Origin of the sequence: Pumilibacter intestinalis, from assembly GCF_943193005.1 — a bacterium.
GTDB classification, from domain to species: domain Bacteria; phylum Bacillota; class Clostridia; order Christensenellales; family Pumilibacteraceae; genus Pumilibacter; species Pumilibacter intestinalis.
The window spans coordinates 1-22015 of the sequence record NZ_CALPCH010000028.1 but is presented as its reverse complement, the minus strand read 5'-3'; the positions used below and the strand labels follow the sequence as shown (position 1 = coordinate 22015).

General features: G+C 48.5%; 13 protein-coding genes. 2 read left to right on the top strand and 11 right to left on the bottom strand.

From position 1 onward, the window contains the following. Positions 1-234 precede the first annotated feature (234 nt). Positions 235-672, top strand: a complete 438-nt coding sequence (locus NFR55_RS09880; protein WP_338052329.1) for a recombinase family protein — start codon at positions 235-237, stop codon at positions 670-672. Positions 673-791: 119 nt separating this feature from the next. Here NFR55_RS09880 and NFR55_RS09875 read toward each other — a convergent pair whose 3' ends face one another. From NFR55_RS09875 to NFR55_RS09865, 3 genes are read right to left on the bottom strand one after another with little or no spacing between them, the layout of a single operon-like run. Next, positions 792-2231 carry a hypothetical protein gene (locus NFR55_RS09875; RefSeq protein WP_251548614.1) on the bottom strand — a complete coding sequence of 480 codons (1440 nt, stop codon included), beginning with the start codon at positions 2229-2231 and terminating at the stop codon, positions 792-794. A 9-nt stretch (positions 2232-2240) separates the two neighbouring features. After that, on the bottom strand, positions 2241-3938 hold the full coding sequence (locus tag NFR55_RS09870) for a hypothetical protein (RefSeq protein ID WP_251548612.1): 1698 nt from the start codon (positions 3936-3938) through the stop codon (positions 2241-2243). Continuing rightward, on the bottom strand, positions 3935-5536 hold the full coding sequence (locus tag NFR55_RS09865; RefSeq protein WP_251548610.1) for a glycerophosphodiester phosphodiesterase: 1602 nt from the start codon (positions 5534-5536) through the stop codon (positions 3935-3937). Before NFR55_RS09865 ends, NFR55_RS09870 begins: the two co-directional genes overlap by 4 nt. Positions 5537-5708: 172 nt before the next feature. Between NFR55_RS09865 and NFR55_RS09860 the strand changes: the two genes are divergently transcribed. Continuing rightward, positions 5709-6560, top strand: coding sequence for a helix-turn-helix domain-containing protein (locus tag NFR55_RS09860; RefSeq protein ID WP_251548608.1), 852 nt, complete (start codon positions 5709-5711; stop codon positions 6558-6560). A gap of 57 nt (positions 6561-6617) precedes the next feature. Here the strand turns inward: NFR55_RS09860 and NFR55_RS09855 are convergent, their stop codons facing one another. The 8 genes from NFR55_RS09855 to NFR55_RS09820 form a co-directional block, all read right to left on the bottom strand. Further along, complete coding sequence (locus tag NFR55_RS09855; protein ID WP_251548606.1) at positions 6618-9401, bottom strand: hypothetical protein; 2784 nt, start codon at positions 9399-9401, stop codon at positions 6618-6620. Between the two features lie 35 nt (positions 9402-9436). Continuing rightward, entirely contained in the window at positions 9437-11698 is a 2262-nt protein-coding gene (locus NFR55_RS09850) for an alpha-L-rhamnosidase (protein ID WP_251548604.1), read from the bottom strand. Between the two features lie 10 nt (positions 11699-11708). Continuing rightward, positions 11709-12581 carry a carbohydrate ABC transporter permease gene (locus tag NFR55_RS09845; RefSeq protein ID WP_251548602.1) on the bottom strand — a complete coding sequence of 291 codons (873 nt, stop codon included), beginning with the start codon at positions 12579-12581 and terminating at the stop codon, positions 11709-11711. Between the two features lie 2 nt (positions 12582-12583). Continuing rightward, a complete protein-coding gene (locus NFR55_RS09840) occupies positions 12584-13414 on the bottom strand; it encodes a carbohydrate ABC transporter permease (protein WP_251548600.1) in 831 nt (276 codons plus the stop codon). An 85-nt stretch (positions 13415-13499) separates the two neighbouring features. Further along, the gene (locus tag NFR55_RS09835) at positions 13500-14843 is read right to left on the bottom strand and encodes an ABC transporter substrate-binding protein (protein WP_251548597.1); all 1344 of its coding nucleotides are present in this window, start codon (positions 14841-14843) and stop codon (positions 13500-13502) included. A gap of 16 nt (positions 14844-14859) precedes the next feature. Further along, complete coding sequence (locus tag NFR55_RS09830) at positions 14860-17286, bottom strand: glucosidase family protein (RefSeq protein WP_251548595.1); 2427 nt, start codon at positions 17284-17286, stop codon at positions 14860-14862. Beyond that, positions 17283-20051: a hypothetical protein gene (locus tag NFR55_RS09825; protein WP_251548593.1), complete on the bottom strand. Its 2769-nt coding sequence runs from the start codon at positions 20049-20051 to the stop codon at positions 17283-17285. The genes NFR55_RS09830 and NFR55_RS09825 overlap by 4 nt, the downstream gene beginning before the upstream one ends. A gap of 82 nt (positions 20052-20133) precedes the next feature. Continuing rightward, positions 20134-21435, bottom strand: coding sequence for a glycoside hydrolase family 1 protein (locus NFR55_RS09820; RefSeq protein WP_251548591.1), 1302 nt, complete (start codon positions 21433-21435; stop codon positions 20134-20136). Positions 21436-22015: the final 580 nt, after the last annotated feature.

Genomic DNA, 22015 nt, shown 5'->3' with positions numbered 1-22015 from the left:
AAGCCACGCCCGAAGTATTAGCGCAAATGCCCACAGCCAATTAAATTATTTACCTTTCGTCCGGTGGAGCGTAAACGGCAACGCACTTTTTCGCAAGGGTAAAATGCACTACTTGCGTAGCCCTTGCAAAAAAGCGAAAAGACCGTTATTAAAAACGCTTGCCAATGCGTTGCCGTTTATTTTCGCTCCGCCGAAAGGTAAATAAAAAATCTAATCTAAAAGGAGATTTCTCAAATGAAAACAGCAGTCATCTATGCTCGATATTCGAGCGACAACCAATCGGGGCAAAGCATAGAAGGTCAACTTCGTGTTTGCAACGAGTATGCAAAGTCCAACGACATTGTTATACTCGATACCTACATAGACCGCGCTATGACGGGTACGAACGACAACCGCCCCGATTTCCAGCGTATGATTAAAAACAGCGCAAAACGCGAATGGGATATGATACTTGTTTACAAGTTTGACCGCTTTTCGCGTAACAAGTACGAAACGGCTATGCACAAGAAAACGCTGAAAGACAACGGCGTTAAAGTCGTGTCCGCTACCGAGTATATTCCCGACAGTCCCGAAGCAATCATACTCGAAAGTATGTTGGAGGGGTTTGAGCGTTCAAATGGACATAATATATTTCATTTCTCCGAGAACGCCTTTCGTTGTGGCGAGTTATAGTACAGAACTCGCAATTGTAAACAAAACCACTCAAGATGACCTTTTGAGTACGATGTCAACTTCAGCGAACACCTTTTATGACCAAAATCATAGAAAGCTTGTCAGTATTACGCATGCATTTAAAGCGAAAATATGTTTTTATCAATACCTTCCGGCATTACGTCGAGACAATTTTGTATCGGCGCATATTCGCCCGCCGCGTTTTTAAGCAAAACAACGTCCGCTTTCATGCGTACCGTCGCGCCGGCAATAATTTCGGTATGCGGCAGTTCCTTTATTTCGAACGAACGGCTTCCGCACAACGAGACAAAACCGTTTTCGCGTAATATTTCGGTCTCGGCGTGGCACGGCACATAAACGCGAAATTCGGCGGCATCGGGATTTCGCACAATTATACGCACTTTGTCGGAATAATGCTCTCGAATTATTTCCGTTTTGTCGCCGCAACAATCCAAAGTAAATAAAACCGTAATTACGCCGTTTTGTTCATACATCGCGTTTTCGTACAAACACAACAACCCTTCGGCATACCGCATCGTGCAACAAAAAGGCGCTTCGTAGCTGAGAATTTTCAGTTCGGAATTGCTTTCGCACAAACAACTGTCGCACCCCGCGCCGCCGTTTCCGCGCTGCGCTCTACGGAAAGCGTTGAAATATATTCTGTTTGCCGTTTGCGCGTAAAAGCAATCGTCGGTTATGCGGAACAGCTCGGTCGCCAACATGAGCGAATCCGTCACAGCGCACGGCTCCGTCCAAAACGGTTTGCCGAACCAATTGAAGTTGGCGTAATTCGCGGTCATGCCGCGCTTAAGGTACAGCTTAAACACCGACTCTGCAATGCGCAAATATCGCTCTTCGCCGGTAGTTTTCCAAAATCTCAAAATACCCCTCGCCGCCGTAAGCGTGGCGTGCGTCTGACAGTGACACGCCGCATAATCGATTTTTTCGAATACGCTTATTGCGGTGCGAATCACTGCGCCGAGTTTTTCGGACTTTGTTTTTTCGTATACATCGGTCATGCCGTCGAGCAGAATAAATGCGCACCCCACGTCGGTGGAAAGTTTCCACCCGCTAATAACGTCGTTTTGCAAATGCCCGCTTATTGCGCCGTCTTCGCGTGCTCCCGCGGGATACTGTAAATATGCGGGCGCGAGACGCACGAGCAAAGAATCGGTTATTTTCCGCAGCAAATCGTCGATTTCCGGATCGGCGGTAATTTCCGACCACATGCACAGTCCGCGCAAAAACCAGCCGTTGCCCGAAAGCTGTTGTTCGTTTACGCAATCGAAATCGCACAGTTCGCCGAAATAGCCGCCCTCGTTCAGATGCTCGGGTGATTGTCGCAAAATTTCGCTCGCTTGCGAATATACGTCATCTCTTTCTTCTTGCGTGCGCGCCGTCTTATAGTGACATGCAAGTGCCAAAAGCGCTCTTCCCTGCCAGTCGCCCGGCCATTCTCCGCCCTGCGAAAAAATTTTCGGCGCGCAATATGTCTCGTGACGCAACCGCTCACGGTTTTTTCGTCTGCTTTCTTCAATCTCTCCGTACAAAATATTCATATGTTCACCTTACGCGAATTTATATTCGAAAAACAAATTGCCGAGCGGCGCGCTGTCGCCTTGCGCATATTCGCTCAAAATTCCCTCGCCCACTCCATCGGTAACTCGCAAAGCGCATTTATCACCCGAATTTACGAAACACGAAAGCGGTATTTTTACCCAAAAACGGTTTCCGCACACCTCGTTTTCGCAATTTGTTTCGATGCCGTTGCCGCACAGCACACCCCGTTCCATTCTATTCAAAACGTATTCTTTACCGCCCGTTCGAAATATTATGTTCAGCCATTTATCGTTTTGTCGCGGCAAAATATCTTCCGCACATTCCACCGCAATATATAGATTGTCGGTATCGTTCGATACGTTTACGAAAGTAATATCGTTGCCACCGCCCGCGTACGTATATCGGAGAGTATCCACGGCTCCCGCACAGTCGCGAGGCGCGGTGTCTCCGCGCAGGTCGGGATAGCGCATAGCCTTATTTTCCGCAAACATTTTTTCGACGTCGGAATTTACGGTTAGCACACCCTTACCGATGGCAGATACGCCCGAACAGTCGGAAGAGAATCGATGGCACTGACGCACCGTTTCCAGATAGTATGCATCTCCGTCTTCTCGTAAAGACGGCTCGATATCGCGGCTGAATTCGTAATCGAATGCATCAGTAAAACGAACTTCGCGCTCACCCGTATCTGACAATTTGAGCGCCATCCACTCGTTCCAACCGGTAATAAATACAGTATCCACTCCGTCCGAAGCGATGGGAGTACTCCACTGCGCTCTATAATTCGTGCATTTACCTATTCCGTCCGCCGAGTTCGATGCCGAGTCGTAATCGTAACCTCTACCGCGATTGCCCTCGCGGCTCATTGCGCCGGCCGTGTGCTGTGCTACCGACACGCTCATAATTCCCCCGTGATTATACTGCGGATAATCGTAGCTCATCCACGGAAATCCACCATCGTACGGCGGTAAATACGGCCATTGAATATGACGAAACGAAAATCGATCGGTAATCTTCGTAATATTCGGATCTGTAAAATCGAAGTCGGCTTTATTTAGCGCAATAAACGGTTTGCCGTCTTCTATAAGCCAAAATTTATCGTATTCCGATTTTGAATAATAAAGTTCATATAACCGCATAACCGTTTCACGCGAATAAGAATTTGTTAAAAAGCAAATGCGCGGATACGGAAATCCTTGCTCCGCGAATTCGTCGAGCACGGAAAACAGCGCGGCGTACGATTCGGGATACAAAACCGCGTTTGTGGCATCGAGTCCGAGAAAATCGATGCTGGCGTTTACGAACATTTCGATATGCTTGCGTATCACCCATTTATCGGCGGAATTGTAATAGCCGAAAAGCGGCTCGCCCCAATAGTGATATTCTTTCATGGGACTTATATCGCTCTCCGTATTCCAAATTTCGTTCGGGTTACTCTCCGAAATTTTCGTGATATCGTATATGCCGCGCTGTTCGTCGGGGTGCTGTCCGAGCCATGTAAAATAGAACATTCCCGTCCGTTTACCCGCTTTGGGTATGCCTCCGCAAAAATATTCGCCGTTCGGCGCATAACCGCATATCGCCGCCTCGGCGCGTTTGTACATATCCAAAGACACAAAAGCATCGAAGCTGTTTTCATTCGAGCACCCCAAGCATGCAAAAGCCCAAACGCATCCGAAAAAGACCGCAAATAAGCGCCGTTTCATGCTTTGCGTCTCCTTATCGCTATACAAGCGCATGCGCACAGCGATACTGCGGCGCAAATCGAACTTTCGGCAAAGATAAAGCCGGCGCAACCTTTTTCTTCTTGCAAAATCACAAGTTCCGAGTAATATGCAAGTGTCTGAAAATTTTCCTCATCGGCATACTCGACCTTAATCAGTCCCGCCGTAGCCGAAAGCGGCAACCATTCGCCCTCTGCTTTACGCACAGAACCGTCGAACAGTATCGCGTCCGTTTCGATCGCGCTCTTTGCTTTGGTTGCCGTAAGCGCGCTCGGCGCGCAAATTTTATATATATACCCGCCGCCGTCCTCAGGATTATTAGCCGTTACGCCCGCATAACCCGCTCCCACGGCGGAAGAAAGCGAGCCGCCGTCGTTGTAAGTCCACGACCATGCGGCATAGCCATAGTCGCGTAGGTACCGCGCAGACTCCACGCTTATGAGCTCGGCGGCGACAATATTGTCAATAAAAGCGTTGTGAGGTGACATTCTGCGCAAAAAGTCCGTTTTGGAAAGGCTGTCCAAATATCCTCGCGGAATATCCGGCATTTGTTCGCAAAGAAGCGACAAAAGGCTTTCGTAAAAGGTAATAAACATAAGCCTATCCCGCAATTCGGGATACTTTGCTATTTCGCTTTTAAGCGCGGAAACGAGAGACGTGTCGTTTGCTTTCAATTCTATTATGAGCAGTTTGTCGACAAATTCGGGCTTTCGTATAATTTCAAACATATCCGCAAGTATCGGTATTTGAGAGACTCCCGCGAGCATAACGTTATCCACTATATTATAGCGTCTGATTTCCGCGAGAGTCAGATCTCTTATTCTGCCCGTACCGTTGGTAGTGCGGTCGAGCGTGGGATCGTGCATGATTACCAACTCGCCGTCGGCGGACAAGTGCACGTCTATCTCGGCATGTGTCGCGCCCGCTTTCAGCGCCGCCTCGACTCCTTCTGCGGAATTTTCGTTATATTTGCGCGGACATCCCCTGTGCCCCGCAATATATGTAGGCCGAATTACGGTTTCGGCGCAAAACATCAACAGCGCGCTTTTTGCCTCCTTCGCATTATCGGTCACGATACCGTAGCAACCGCTTGCCGCCGCCGCGCATACGCTCATCTGGTCGGCGGACGTTTGCACCCAAACAAGGATCGCCCGCGCCTGTATCTTTTCGATTATTTCGCGCGATGCGTTTTTTCCGAGCAATACTATCTGCGCTCCCGCCGCGCAAGCCTTTCCCGCAAGCGCATAACCGTCTTGTCCGCCGAGTTCGTATGCTCGTGCATCGTATACTCCGCGCACTGCCGCATACTCCGCGCGGACAGAATCGATAAGTTCCGCACTCTCCGACACAACGAAAACATCCTGCGCTTCGCTCTCTTTCAAAAACGCCGTAACTTTCCGAGCGCCGGATTCCGTACGTAGCCGCACGGCCGGCACAGCCTCCTTGCATAGGTCGTAGGCGCTTGCGACCGAAAAGTCGGCGAATTCAAAATCAAACAAAATCACGTCGGCGAATTCGAGCATATTCTCGGCTTCGTTAAGCGCAGTCGCTTCCGCTATAACCGACGGGGCCGCTTTCATACTCACTTCCGAAGCGGTATCGGGCGGCGTAAAACCGCTTGCCGAAGAATAGCATCCACAAATCGAAAGGCAGAAAAACGCGCAAAATCCAATAATTGTTTTTTTCAAAATACGAATACCTCTATACAAATACGCAAATTTATGTTATACTAAAAGAAAACGGAGCATAATCATGTCGCAACGAGCATGTTATACTTGGAAAAACGAATATACGCACCGAATCCACTGGCAATGCGCCGAAGAGCACACTCATACTTTTTGGGAATTCGTTTTTGTTACAAAAGGAGTGGCTCACCACCATTGCAACGGCATTTCGGGTGATCTGTACGCCGGGCACCTTGCCTTTATTCGTCCCACCGATTGTCATTATTACACGCTCGACGGAGTGCTACCCAACAGCCTATTTCCCGAGGGTAGCGGAATTCCGTACGAACACCGCGATATATACGTGCAAACGGATATGATGCGACTTGCCGCAAATTACGCGGGATGCTCGGAAGTGATCGATTATCTGCTCAAACCCGATTATCCCGTAATAATCAATTTATCGGACTCGCAACGTACCGACCTCGAAAATACGCTCAACTTTTTGGAACTGTGCGGCGAAAATCCGCAACCTCGGTTCGAAATGCTGTACCGCACGCTTTTGTGCAGAATATTGGGCTTTGCGATAGAGCAAATATACTTCAACCAAAAGCAGTATCCGCTGTGGCTAAACGAACTTATCCAAAAAATGCACAGTGCTGAGTTAATCGGAGGTACCCTTAGCGATGTAGTAAAAGCATCTCACTTCTCGCACGGACACCTATGCCGGCTGTTTAAGAAATATACGGGCGAACGCATTATAGACGTGTTTTGCAGAATCAAAATGCAACACGCTTGCAGGCTTTTGGCAAATCCCAATCTCACGGTGCTCGACGTTTCTTCGCTCGTGGGATACGACAGCCAATCCAACTTCATCAATCAATTCAAAAAGCATACCGGTCTCGTACCGAGCGTATATCGCAACAAACTCAAATCGTAAAGCATATTTTACCCGCACGCGCAATTTACGTGCGGGTAAAACTTTTCATTCTTTTACTTATGCCTTTTTCTTACGCAATACAAGCAACGAACAAGTTAAGCACATGAGAGCAACGACAGGCAGAGCACACGCCGCGGCGCTTCCGCACCCCGTTCCTCCTTCTTCGCCTTTAGATTCGGCGTTCTTTTCGGGAGCGAAAATAACTTTGACTTGAGCGGTACCGATATTGCCCGCTTTATCTGTCGCAGTCACCGTAATCGTGTTTTCACCCTCGACGAGAGTCACGGCGTAACCGCTTTCGCCCGCAGCAACCGTAGAGCCGTTTAATTTCACCGCAACGGTTTGCGCATCGGGAGCGGTAACGGTAAAAGCATATTCAGCTTTCGTTACCGTTTCTTCTTTTGCCGAAAGCGTTATCGCGGGGGGAACGGTATCGAGCGTAACGGTAATCGTTTTTTCACTCACGGTACTGCCGTTTTGCGCGGTCACGGTTATTTTGTTTTCACCCTCCGCGAGCGTGAACGCGTATTTGCCGTCGGAGCCGGCTTGTAAATCCGTGTCCCCGAGTTTTACGCCCGTGATGCTTCCCGCGTCGACAGACACTGTGATTTTCTTTGCCGCCGCATTTACCGTCTCGCCATCTGTTGCGCCGCTTACCGTAATTACGGGCTTCGCTTCGTATGTTAACGTAATGCTTTTTGTAGTCGTGTTACGAAATACGGTATTGTCTATCACGGTAACGGAAACGGTATTGGCGCCCGAGGCAAGCGTAACGATATATTTGCCGTCGCCGTTTTTCTCCACCTTTTTATCGCCGAGCTTTACGGTAGTGCTGTAAATATCGCTGTCGTCGGTTACGGTAAACTTTATTTCGTATTCCGCTTGGTTTACCGCCTCGGTAGGCGCGGTAAGGGTAACCTCGGGTGGAGCAACGTCGTTAAGACCAGGTACGCTGCAATCGGATTTAACGCACACGTACTTATTGAGTCCCATACCGGCTTTTACCGTAACTACATCGGTGCCGTCCGTTTTAAGCAATTTCTTGAGGTCGGCGTGGTCGTTCGCCGAGGAGATCGTCATGCGAAGCGTATCCGCATTGTCGGCACCCGCATGTATTTCGCATTTCGCAAGTCCCGATTTAAGTTCCGTAAGCGTTTTGCCGTTAAACACAATATTGTCGGTAATTCTCGTATTATTTTGCACGTTGATTTGAGAGGAATTCCAAACTTTTTTATCGAACACGAGTTGCACCCAATCGTTGCCCGGCTCGTATTCTTTCAAAAGTCTCATTTTTACCAAGCTTAGATCCACGGCTTCCGGTCTTTGCTGTCCGGGCGCGTAAACGGTACCGTCTTCGGCATCGTAAGTATATTCGCCCGCGCCCTTGCCCAAACCGAGATCGGTCATGGTGATAAAACTCGAACTTACGGTTATCGTATTATCTCCGCTTCTATTCCATAAATTATCGGAAACACTGTCATAAAATACGTCGATTCTCAAATACGAAGGGCTTGATGTTACCCAAAACGCTTTGGTGGAATTGTTGGCGTCCCAAAATGCCTGCAAATTTTGCCCGTTTATCTTAACTGTGCCGGTATTGAACAGTAAAACGCCTTCACTTATGTCTGCCGAACCTCGGATATCCGCATTTTCGTTGAAGTATATGTGTATGGCGTCTTTATGCTTTTCTTCGTGTCCGCGCTGTACGGTGACTTCTTTTACGCTCACGTATCCTTCGCCTTTATATGCGGGCTCGGTTTCGTCTTTCGTCACGTTGTACAGCTGACCGTCCGAAGTCATCTTGATCGTGTTTGCCTCCGCCGTCACACCGCTTACGGTAATCTCGTCGGTGCCGTCGTACTTATAAAATCCGCCCAAAGCGTTGGTATTCTCGTTGAAGAAAAGCGTGGCGATATCCGCCTGTCTGCCGTCCGAGCTCCAATCGACGTTTGAGGTGTCTACCTCTTTGCCGTTTATCGAAACGGTCAGATCAGCTTGATCCGCCGACTCGATCACGTTGGAAAAACGCAAAGAAAGCTTATCCTTATATTCGGGACGCCCGCTCGCGTTGCGCTTGAAGCTTGCCGTCGAAACGTAAATCGGTCCTTCCACTACGGGATCGGGATAATTCACGGTAACGGTGATTTCGTTAAACACGCAGGGCGCGGCTTCGTTTTCGGTACGGAAAACGAGCGTATTGGTTCCGAATGAGAACGTTGCCGTGTATTTTCCGTCTCCGTCCGCCGTGAGCGCATTGCCGTTTAACTTCACCGAGGTTTCTTTAACTTCTCTGCCCGCGCCCGCGGTAAAAACGGGCGTAAATTCGAGCGTGCCGCTCGTAACTTCGATAGCGTTGTCCGTAACATCGATACCGCTCGGAAACCCGAAATTTATAGATGGTTTATGCATGTCCGAAAGCGTATGTACGTAATCTTGCTCTATGGCGGTACCGCCGGTACCCACCTTAAAACCGCTTAAAAGCGTGACCGTATCCGTGCCGTCGAATTTGAGAATACCCTCTCCGAAATCGGGCAAATCGATACGCACCAAGTTCACTCCCGCCTCTCCATTGCTGTAAATTTGAGCGATCTTCCCCTCTTGTCCGTATTGAGCGAGAGTTTTGTCGTTGATTTTCACTTTTGTGTTATCGAACGAGCCGTCGGTTATTCCCGTCCCCGCGAGGTGGATCCGATATTCCACCTCACTGTCGTCGCGTGCCGTCGTTATCGCACAGCCGCCCGAACCTTGCGAGCCGTCGGCAAACGCAGTAACCGAGATCCCCGCCATGCAACTCGCCGCGATCGACAGACAAAGCAACAAAAGCAATGTTTTCTTTCTCATGATTTTATCCTCCTATGGATCGATTTTTTTTATAGTCAAACGACGATGCGTTTTACTACCTTATTCGTTTGCCCGATCGCTCCCGCGCCGAACGACGGCGCATCGATGCGAAAACGGTATTCGTCGCCGCTTTGCCACGATTTGCGCACTGCGTTGTCTCCGAAATCGAAGCGCACCGGCACTTCGCGCGGGCATCGAGCTTCAAACACGTATTCTCCGCCCGAGTACGTCCACTGCACCCGTATTTTGCCGCGGCGCGATTCGAATTCTCCGTTTGCCGAAGTTACGCGCGCTGCGGGATCGAAACGCGGAGCTATCAGTATGCGCGAAAATCCGGGCGCGTCTTCGCGTATGCCGAGCATATATCTGTACATCCATTCCACGCAACTCCCGAACACATAATGATTGAACGAGTTCATGCTCGCGTCGCCGAATCCGTCTTCGAGCGTATAGCTGTTCCACCTTTCCCACATGGTCGTAGCACCGTTGCGTATGCTGTAACCCCAACCGGGATAGCTTTCGCCGAGAATGAGAGAATACGCTATATCGCCGAGTCCCGTATCGCAAAGAGTGGGTAAAAGATATTTTCCTCCGTTGAATCCGGTAGTGAGCTTCATGTCGCTTTCGGTGAATTTTCGGCGCAAATGTTTTGCCGCCTCTGCTTCGCCTATAAGTCCGAAAGTATACGCCAGCACGTATCCCGTCTGCGTATCGCCGTATACCGCGCCGTCTTTCGACACGAAATTCGCGCGAAACGCATGATACGTCTTTTCTCTTTCTTGCGTCGCTTGGAAGTCGGTTTCGCCGATTTGATCCAAAAGATACAGATACAACCCGAGACCGTAATAGTGATATGCCGTACAAAATACTTCCTTAGGCGTATCCGCGCCGATATTCAGCCAATCGCCGTACGCGCTTTCCTTTCGCACGCCGCCTGCGGCGGTACGAATAGACGCTCGTATGTGCTTTCGCATTACCTCGACGTTTTCGCGTATGATCCGTTTATCTCCGTATCTGCGATAATGAAGATAAGGCAGTATCACCGCGCAATCCGCCCAACCGCCGTTATTATGCCCGAAAATGCCCACATACGGCGCATAGTCCGCCACGCCGTCATCGGTAGTCGCGTCCGATATATCGCGCATAAATCTCCTATAAAATTTATCGCAATCGGCAAAATACATGGCGGTCCCGGCAAACAAATGTACGTCGGCAAGCCAACCGAGTCGCTCGTCGCGCTGCGGGCAATCTGTGGGTACGGAAACGAAGTTCGACTTCATGCTCCACTTCGCGTTGCGGTAAATAGTATCTATAAGCTGCGACGAACAGTCGAATTTCCCGGTATCCGCAAGCTCGTTATGTACGGCGCGCGCTTCGAGGAACAGTATCTCCACCGGCGCGTCCGCGCTCAGTTCGGCATAACGAAAACCGTGATAGCAAAAGAGGGGCGTGAAATCGTCTTCGCCGCCGCTCAGTATAAGCGTGTCTGTATTGCGCGCGCTGCGAAAATTCTCGGTATACAGCGCGCCCTCTTTGTCGATCGTTTCGGCGTGTCTGAGAGTAACGCGCGTCCCTCTTTCGCCGCGCACTACCGTATGCAGTACGCCCGCCATATTTTGTCCGAAATCCACAAGAGCATACATTTCGTTACGACGTAGGTATATCGGCTTGAAGCTCTCGCATAGGCGCACGCCCTCGAAATCGCTTTCTTGCGGCACTATGTCCGCCGTTCTCTCTTCCACGGCACAACCGTCCGAGTAGTCTGCCGTAAACACTTCCGAGTGCGGCAAGCGAAAATCATGCGTTTCGCCGTTTAGGATATCGTTTTCGCGAACCGCGCCGAGTGTGCCGCTCCAACCGGCATCGGTATCTATCGTTTCGACTTCTCCGTCGCGATACTTGATTTCGAGCCGAGCGCAAAAGCCGAGCGGATATTTTCCGAAACGCTGTCTGCGCACCATCGCCACGTTGCCCGTATACCAACCGTCGCCCACGCACGCGCCGAACGAATTGCATCCGCCTACGATGAGCGCGGTCACGTCGTACTTACGGCTGTATATGCGCTTGGAGTAATCGGTAAATCCCGGCTCGAGAAAACTTTCCGTCGGATTTCCGTTTACGTACGCCGCATAAACTCCGAGCGCGCTGCATTCGAGCGTAGCGCGCGCAATGCTCTTTTTTACCTTGAATTTTTTGTAAACATACATTGCGGGAGCGCCGTACGGTTGGTCGGGATTGCTCTCGTCGTATGTCGGATCGGTACGAAATCCGATCCATTTTATATTTTGCAAGCTCATTTCGTCCGCCCTACATCTTCATTCCGCTGGTCACTATGCCGTTTATAAGTTGCTTTTGAAACAAAGCGAACAATACTACCATGGGTATCATCACGAGCACTCCCGCCGCATACTGGATATTTGCGTCTATCGCCTGTGCGCCCGGAGCGAGATATTTGTAATACAGTCCCACGGCAAGCGTATAATACTTTTCGTTCCAAATGTATATGAGCGCCGTACCGTAGTCGTTGTACTGCCCTATAAATACGTTTACCGCCGTAAGCACCACAACGGGACGCGCGAGCGGCAACATAATGCGAAACATAATCGTAAACGCGTTTGCGCCGTCTACCCGCGCCGCTTCCGTAATAGAATCGGGTATGCCCTTTAGATACTGCCGCATAAAAAATATGCTCATCGCGCCGCCTCCGAAAAAAGCGGTGATCATAAGCGGCCAAAGCGAGTTGGTAAGCTTAAGTTTATAGTACACGATATAAAGAGGTATTTGCATCGCTATACCCGGTATCATTATGGTACTGAGCAGTAGCGAGAAACATGCTCCTCGTCCCGGAAAGCGTACTTTGGCAAAGCCGTATCCGCACATAAGGCACGTTAGGGGCACAAACACCGTATTTACTCCCACCACAATTATCGTGTTGAGCAGGTAGCGGAGTATTTGCTCGTCGAATGCCTCCGCGTATCCCGAAAACACGAGTTTGGACGGAAAGATCGTAGTGGGCACACGGTAAATGTCTTCCGGACTCATCACCGAACGCATGAGCATTACAATGATGGGAAGCAAGAAGAACAACGCGAGAGCGCTTACTATCAAATGACGCACTACCGATATCACCGTCTTTTTCGTGCGGCGCGCCGTCCTTCGGGGATATAAAAGAGTTTGCATATTCACATGTCCTCCCCGTAGAATACCCATTTGCTCTTTTTGAACAGTACGAGCGTAAACGCGGCTATCACCAAAAACAGCATCCAGCTGAGAGCGCACGCAAATCCCATGTTGAACTCACGATGATTGATATAAATATTTGTCACATAGAACAGCAACGAATCATCGGGTCCGGCGCCCGCTATGAGATAGGGACCGAATATTTGCAGTCCCGCTATGATACTGTTGATGAGCGTGTAAAATATGGTGGGCGTACTCATCGGAATAGTTATTTTGATACACTTGCGAAATACGCCCGCACCCTCCAAGTCGGCGGCTTCGTACAAATCGTTGGGTATATTTTGAAACTGCGCCATCCACAGCATGAGACCGCTCCCTAAGCCCCATAGGGCGAGCAACAAAAACGTAGGCATGGCCGTATTCGGATCGGAATAAAAAGTATACGGTCCCAAACCTATCTTGCCGAGCAAAGAATTCCCCAATCCGTACAGCGGATCGGTTATATCCGCCCAAACTATTGCGGCGCATACGGGAGGCAACAGATTGGGCAAATAGTACAGTACCCGATAGACTCCCATCCCTTTTAATTTTTGATTGAGAAAAAGCGCGAGCAAAAACGACAGCACCAAGCCGACCAAAATACTGAACAGCAGATATTCGCCGGTATGCAACAGCGATTTGAAAAATTTGTCGCGCAGTATCACATCGGTAAAAACAGAGGTATAATTGTGCCAACCGAAATTGCGCGGCGGCGAAATGATATCGTAGGTGGAAAAGCTGTAATAGAGTGACATCCCCATGGGAATGAAATTGAACAGCACGATCCCAATCATACATGGCGCTATCAATATATACCCGAGCCACACGCCGTGGGCAAATAATTTTTTCTTTTTGCAAAAAGGTTGCATGTGCGTATCCTTATTCCGCGAATCGAGCATTGTTGATTTGATCTTGGTAATACGACGTGGCGCCGTTTATACTGCCTCTGCCGTTGTATGTCTCGTGAAAACACGCATACGAACAGTCTTGCATGTATCCGAGCAGACGCGTAGAGAGCCGAGGATCTTTACGGTCGAATACGTTTATATACAAATCTCTATCGGCATCGGCAATAAATGCGGCGTGATTAAGTTTTTCTCCTTTTACTCCCGTAAAAGCGCGCCACGAAGCGGATTCGTCGGCAGCAACGCTTTTGAGCACGGGAACGCAACCCGCCGTAGTTGCAAACGCGCGTTGCCCTGCTTCGGATCCGATGAATTTGATAAACTCCCACGCCTGCTCTTTGTGCGTGCTTTTAGCCGATATGGCGTAGCCGGAGCACCCTGCGCTCACCGACGTAGTGACACTGAGCGGATAAGGAGCAAAATCGAGGTTTACATCGTTGATATACGTAGGCAGTACGGGGCGCACGCACGCCGTCATGGCTACGGTATTGCGTGAAAAAGATACGCTGGTGCTTTTAGTGGGATCTATAAAAAATCCGTTTCTCACATAGCCGCGCAATTTTTCGTATGCAAGCTGCGTCTGCATGTCGTTGATATTGGAATTACCGTCGGCGTCCACTATAGAGCCGCCCTCGGCGGTAAGCGCGGTAAACAGTCCCACATTATCCCGCAACAGCAAATCTGCTGGATACATGAATTTACTGAGTCCGTTTTCGCCGTTGTTCATCTTACTCCGCAAAGTTTCGCATGTGGAGATAAAATCACTCCACGTCCAATCGTCTTTGGGATACTCGAGTTTTGCCTTATCGAAAATATCTTTGTTGTACATGATCGTAAGGCGATTGTAGTCGCGCGGCATAAACCATACCGATGAATAGTTTTCCGCCGACTTGTCGCTCGTAAGGCGCGCCGAATTTATACTCGCTTCGTAATATGCATCGAGACTTATTTTGTCACGCTCGAAATAAGGCGTGAGATTTTCGTAGTGCCCCGTGCTCGAATAAGGCGAGTGATAGTCGCCCGTGCACCACACTATATCCGGCATGCTGTCCGTCGCTATGTAGTTGTTCATAGCCTGCTGATAATCCGCAAACGTCTGCATGGACAGCTTTACGGATTTGTTTACCTTGTTAAACGCTTTGGAAAACGCGCTCAAATACGCTTTTTCAGTAGTGTCCGCTTTTATAGCCACGGTAACGGTTATCGCGTTTTCCTCAAAATCGTTGCCGTCGTTTATTTCGTCCGTTTCCGCGCAGGCGCACAGTGCGAACATAAGCGCGCACACCGCAGCAATCGCGACCGCTTTGAATCTTTTCATACTTTTATTCCTCCGTTTATCTTATTTCTATCTTGCATGCGCAAAATTTTACGGTTATGATAATTTTGTCTCCCGACACGGCGTATTCGTCGGCTCCGAGCGCCCGTCCGTTCATATACACGGTAAAGTTTCCTGTCGGCTTTTTGAGAGTGACACGTACCTTTTCGTTTTGCACTTTACCGCGCACGCAGTTAATTTGTACGAAATTCGCGCCGACTTTCAAATCGTAAAGAAGTCCCGAATATTTAAGGTTTTCGTTGGCGTACCACGTAAGTCCGTTGCTCAAATTCGGTGTGATATTCAGCACGTTGTCGGGTGTGACGTTAAGTCCGAAATACATTTCCGGAAGCGCCCGCCAGAATATCGCCGTTTCGGGGAAGACGTAATCGAGAGCCAAAAGCCCCGCGCCCGCAGTGCCCATATTGGAACCTTCCAAAAGGTTGCCGGCAGTCATTATCCACGGGTTTTCGTCAAGATCAAGCGCTTGATAGTAATCCCAATAAAAGTACGCTCCGCCGCGCGCACTTTCGTCCGTTTCGTTAAACGCAAGCACTTCGGAGTACCACTTTCGTATCTCGTCGAGCCTTGCCGCCGCATTTTCGATACCCAAATATTTTGCTCTCGCCACAAGGTCGTAGTACGACATAAACAGTGCCGCGCCGCCGTTTTGCAATTGATTTCCGAATTTGCGAGGAGTCCAAGTCCACAAATAATGCCCCGAATCGTTATCCGCTGTGTTTGCTCTCGGCGCGAAACGGTAAAGGTAAATATCTTCTCCCGTTGATTTTTCCACTACATCCAGCGTGCCGCCTCCGGCGCAATCGTACGTCTGCGACTGTACGATGCGTTTACCGTCCAACCAATCGTATATCGCCGTCACCTGCGCAGGCGAAGCGAGACCCGCAACGATCGCTTCGAGATTGAAATACACGAATCCGTAGTCTATGATCGTGCCGTATGCGTTCGAATAGCCGGCGTGAAATCTTTGCGTGCGCTCGTTCCAAAACGTTTGCGTGAACTGCGTTTCCGCAATGCTCATGAGAGCTTCGAGTTTGTCCGCAGTTGCGCCGCATTTAACTTGCAAGCCTTCGTTGGTAACTATCGTCTGCTCCTCACAGGTTATTTGCTCGTGTTCCGCGGCTTTCAAAAGCCATGCGGCGTCGCGTATCGCCTTGTAAAAGTATACGTTTATATAGATGTTTTTTTCGGGCAAAGACAGCATATCCCAATACCCGTCGCCGATGCCGTAGCCCATAATGCGCGAGCCGTATTCGTCGAGGCGTATTTCGTGTCCCACGCAAAAAGCGTTTGATATCACCCCCGTTTCCCCTCCGAGATTGGTAAGGTAAAATTGCACCGCCCGCTTTACTTTGGGCAACATTTTTTTCAGAAATTCGACGTCGTGCGAATATTCGTACATTGCTTTTGTCGCGGTGATGAGAATACTGTTGTTATTCACCTGCCTCGAATCGAATTGCAGACGGAAAAAATTGAGTTTTGCGTCCACGTTGAGCTTTTTGCCTTTTTTTGGCAGTATCACGAGTTTTACGTCGGTTATGTTCTTATTCGCCCATTGCGGATGATTGTACATGTCGAAATACATGTTTTGACGGAAATTGGGCGATATGCTTTCCACGGGACGGGTGCAATAGTCGCGCATTGCCGCCGTGTGCCACTCGTCGCTCGCATCGTTTTTGAATTTTATCTGCACGTCGCCCACAGCCATTTCGGTTTGTCCGAATGTTGCCGTATCCAAAAGCGCTATGTCGAACTCCGCAAACGGAGTAAGCGCCGACAACACCACTTTATCTTTCGGCCAGACGAATTCAAGCGAATCCGCGTCCACCGCGCTGACAGAATAAAATCCGTTGGAAACAAACGACGACTCACCGTTATCGGTCCACCCCTCGGCATCTCCGTCGGAGTTGAATTCCCAACCGGGCAAAGAACCGGTATTCCAGGTATAATCGGGGAACGGCCAGCCTTGCTTGAAAAGCTGCTCGGTATTTCTTCCCGCCTCGAAACGGTCCGCTCCGTTCCACACGTATCCGAATTTGTCTATCGGCTGACCGCGCAGCCAATTACATACCGTTTCGTATCTGTCGGTGCCGTACGTTTCCGCCGAGGAATCGAAATACGAAAGTGCCAAAGCTTCCCATTCTTTGCCGAACCAAGAGCCCGCGCCCGTAACCGCGCCGAGAGTCACGTCTTCTCCCCATCCGGCAAGACTCTGTTCGTCGTAACGCATATTTCGACGGAAAAAGTCGTTCATAAACAAATTCAAATCGCCGTTGGACGAATCGGTATACATGAGAATCTCGCTCTTTTTCTCGTATTCTCGCGGGCGCACGGTGTTTGTTTCGGAAGAACATCCGAAACAAACGAATGCGAACAGTACCGCCAAAAGCATAGTAATTATTTGATTCCGTATTTTTACTATCATTCTCCGATTCTCCTTCTTGCGGCAAATAGTATCGTTGCGGCAAATATAACCGTAAGCGCAAGCTCCGCACAATCAAACTCGACTGCACTTCCGCATCCCGATGACTCTACGGCAAAGTATTCGCTCATCCCCATGTCTACCGGAATTTCTTTCTCTGTTTTACCGTCCGCGTTCGTCCACGTCTTTGTTACGGGACTGTATATAAACATCACGTCTTTTGCAAGCACACCGCCGTTCGGAACTTGAAATCCCGCTTTGAGAACTACCGTGTGCTCCTTCGTCGCGTCTATAAAATCCACGCTGCCGCTCTTTTTACTGATGAATATCTGCATGGTTTTCGTGCCTACTGTCCCGTAATGCACCATTATCCGTTGATTCATGAGACCGCCTTCCGCTTCCATGCGCTCCCAAACGCTCTTTCCGTCGAGTATGATATTATCGCGTATACTGTCGCCCAAACCGTTGTACACAAAATACTTGATTTCGTTTTGCGTATAGTACTGCTGTAAGAGCGCGCTCATAAACTCGGCAGTGGAGTTTGCATGAGGAAAATAGCCGTAAGCTATATCTCTATCGAATTGTATGGCTACCGAAACGTTTTCACCTTCATCGTTATAGGTATCTATGCCCGTAGCGGTCAAATCCGAGTCGGTATAGTATAACTTACCGCTTTCGGAAAAGGTCTCCTTCCACATTCCGTCGCGTTCGCTGTATTTTACGAGCGTTTTTTCGAATACGCTTTGAACTCCCATATTGAGCGACGTACGGAATTCCTTTTCTATACGCACGGTAAGCGGCTCGGCAAAATCGATAAGCTCGTTGCCAGACGGTATCACCGCACGCAACTGTGAAGCGCTCGTCCAATATATTGTAAGCTCCGCATGTTCCGCCGTGCTCAACGCATCGGTAATCGGTCTGCCGTTAAGTTTGATATATTCGAAAATCGCTCTTTCTTTTTCGGGTACGCGATACGGATATCCGCCGTAATCGACTACATCGGTACGAAAATCCACGGTCACCCAACTGTTCGCGCCGCCATCGCGGTTTTTCATCGCGTTCACTTTATCTATCAATAAACAGCTTGACGGCTCTTTCGATATGAGCAAATCGGATTTCGCATAATACACATATTCAACATCCGCGGGCGAAGCATAGCCGTTGCCGTCAAGCGTACCTTTGGGCACGGTAAGTATATCGCCGTCCGAAAGTTTCCCCTTGAGCGAAAAGGTTATTTCTTTATTTTGTACGCTTTCGACAGTAGCGGTTTTGCTTCCGCATCTCAAAGAAGCATATTCGCCTATATTCGCGCCTACGGAACGGCTCATCTTCATGACTATTTTCGTCTTATCGCTCGCAGCCTCATAAGAGAGCGCTGCCGTAAGCGGCAAATTCACAAACCGTTCGGTTTCGGCGCGGCAATCGTTTCCGTTGGGAAACACACAACCGCCGAGAGTGGCAAACGTATCCGTGCCGTCGAATTTTACGAATTGCGCGGGAAACACAAACCGCAAACCGAATTTATTATCCTGCGTTTTATAACCGTAAACTTCGGTATCGGCAATCGATGACACCGACCGCCCGTTCATTTCCATACGCCCGAAGTACATACTCACTTCGGATGCCGTGAATTTTTTCTCCTCCGATACAGGGCTGTGTTCACCCGTGGGATACAAGCAAAGTTCCCCTTTGTCATCTGTTCCTCTCGAAAGATTATATCCTATCTCAACGATATTTTTTGCTTTGTCGAATTGATCCAATATATCGGTGAGCCAGCTTACGCGCTCTTTGCCTTCTTCGGTCAACTTGAATACGACGGAATTCAACAGCACTTTTCCGTTTGCCGTTTTCAAGCCCGGCAAAAACTCGATAACGTCAGTTCCGTCGCGCTTTAAGTTGTAACTGCCCGTAGACGACGACATGCTTATGCGTATCATATATCTGCAATTTATATGCCCGGTCGTGCCGCCCCATTTATCCTTTTTATTGCCGGACTCGTCATACACCCATTCAAACCAATTGCCCTCGCTCGACGACGGTCCTATGATCGATGCGGGATCCATATACAACTCTAAATTTCTGTTTTTGACCGAAACTCCGTTTATAAGAATTTTGTCCATCGCGCTTTGCGCCGTTTCCGTAGTCGTGGTGGCAGAGCCTACCGGCGCATCGAAATATATACGCAAGTGTTTTACATTAGTATAATAATGTACGGCTTCCACATTTGTTGCGATAGAAGATATTTCCTGCCCTGGAAGCAGAAAGGTATCCGCCGCCGCAAAATACTCCACTGCGATATCTTGGGTAATCGTGACTCCGTTTTCGAACCTCATGCCGCTTTGCAATACGATTTGCGTATTGAGAATCTCGCCTGTTTCGGAATCGGCGTTAAACACCGATGCGAAATACCCCACGGGTATACTCACACGAATCAGATTTTGCCCCACGGGATAATTGTAGTAACAAGCGGTGGATATTTTATTTTCCGCTTCGTATGCATATATGGATTTGCCGTTTATCGTAAACTTACTGCGCACGTCTTCATTGCTCACCGCACACGCATTAGTATGAGACACTACGTTTTTGTCGAAATAAACGACAAGCCAATGATTTTGTCCGTTATCTTGATTGCGTAACAGTTTGACCTCGGTAACATGCGGCGGAGTTTCGCTATCGGCAGCCTTTGCCGAATACGAAACACTTATAACCGCAGTGCAAATTATCAACACCGAAACTATACACAAAAAAATTCGCTTTTTGTACCTCATCGCCCCTCCTGTTTTTTGCTCGATTGCTCTTTTATTATAACGATACCGCACATCTGTTTTCAACTTATATTTTAACTACAAATTACTGATTTTTGACAATATGTTCTTTGTAAAAGTCGGCGCTCGCCTTTTTTTTGCGATCTCTCGTGCAAATGCCGAATTTCATAGAGTATCCCGCATTCCACTCGAAATTGTCCAAAAGAGACCATAAAAAATATCCTCTGACGTCAAAACCGTCTTTTTTTGCGCGTTCTAATGATGCAAAAGCATTTTTCAAGTATTCGATTCTTTGCAAATCCATCACCTTTCCGTTTACTGTGTTTTCATTTTCGAAACCTATTCCGTTTTCCGTAATATATATCGGAATATTCACCTTATAGTCGTCACGCGCTATTTTGAGCGCATCGTAGATTGCATCTGGATACATCTCATTTCCGTTATCGGCAAAATTACCTCCGTTTTGAGCAATTACTTTTCGCACGTCCACATCGGGACAAGCGCTCACCATTATACGGTTATAGCAGTTCAACCCGTAAAAATCCAAAGGAACGCCTATGATTTTCAAGTCATCGCTTTTGCGCTCTATTTTTATTTTTTCACGTTTCATTTTTTCTTCTACGTAGCGATTATATTCCCCGCAAAACAGTGGCGACAGATAACTTCCGTGCGCAAGACCGTTTTGTTCCGCCGCAAGAGCTACATCACGCAACGAATTTTTGTCAGCAGGCACACGGTTCCAAATATCCACCACTATTCCTATTTTCGCCTTATGTTTGCTCGCTCGGAATCTCTCCACCGCTTTCCCGTGCGACAGCAGCAGATTATGATTTGCCTGCCTGCCGTACTTTTCCAAACCGTAACCGGGCGCAAAAGCTTTTAATGCATATCCCACATAAGTGGCAATCGGCTCATTGTGCGTAGCAAACATTTTTGCGTTGGGAATGTTTTTGAATACAATTTCGGCATAATCCGCAAACATATCCGCCACATCGCGATTAAGCCAACCTCCTATCCGTTGCAACTCGTACGGAAGATCCCAATGATAAAGCGTTATATTTGGCGCAATCTCCGCCTCTTCCAATTCATCGGTCAAACGCCTGTAATAATCCAGTCCTTTCCGATTTATTTTGCCCCGCCCTTCGGGCAATATGCGCGACCACGATACGGAGAATCTGTACGCATTGACGCCGATTTCTTTCATGAGCGCAATGTCCTCTTTGAAACGGTGATAACTGTCACAAGCCTCATCGGGCGTATCGCCGTTGCGTATTGCACTCGGAATTCGACTGAAAACGTCCCATATACTAAGCCCTTTGCCGTCAGTATCGTAAGCCCCTTCTATTTGTGTAGCAGCAGTCGCTACGCCCCATAAAAACTTTTCCATGCTTGACCTCTCAAAAGTATCTTTTTTTGTACACATCACATTATACAAAAAAATCGCATGTTTATCAATTTGAAAATTTGCAATTACTTTTTATTTTATAACATCGCAGATTAATTTGCGCACATGATTTTGTTCTATTACTCAGTTTAAATCTATGTATTTGATTTTCTCGCAAAAATATCGTGACTATACACTAAAGCAAAACGCAATTATGCTCAATATTGCCGTTCACACTAAAAACCTGTTTAAAACACCGGATTTGAAGTGACTGTACTACCTTTCACATTCAAATATTTGCGTAAATGGGTGCAGGAAATAGCACATAATTGTTTCAATAATTGACTAATATCTTATCGTATGGCACTCTTGCGGGTAATTGTATAAACAAGAAGCAACCAATAGCCATAAATAAAAACCGTATAATTATTCTAATATTTTATTCAACTGACCGTAATGTGTGTGCCTGTCAGATACAAGTCGGCGGCAGAGCTGACGAAAGCGGCTGACGCCGCTTTCGTCACCCTCGCGCTGTCGCGCTCGGGCGCCGAGACAGGCACACACAACCCACCCACCGACCGAA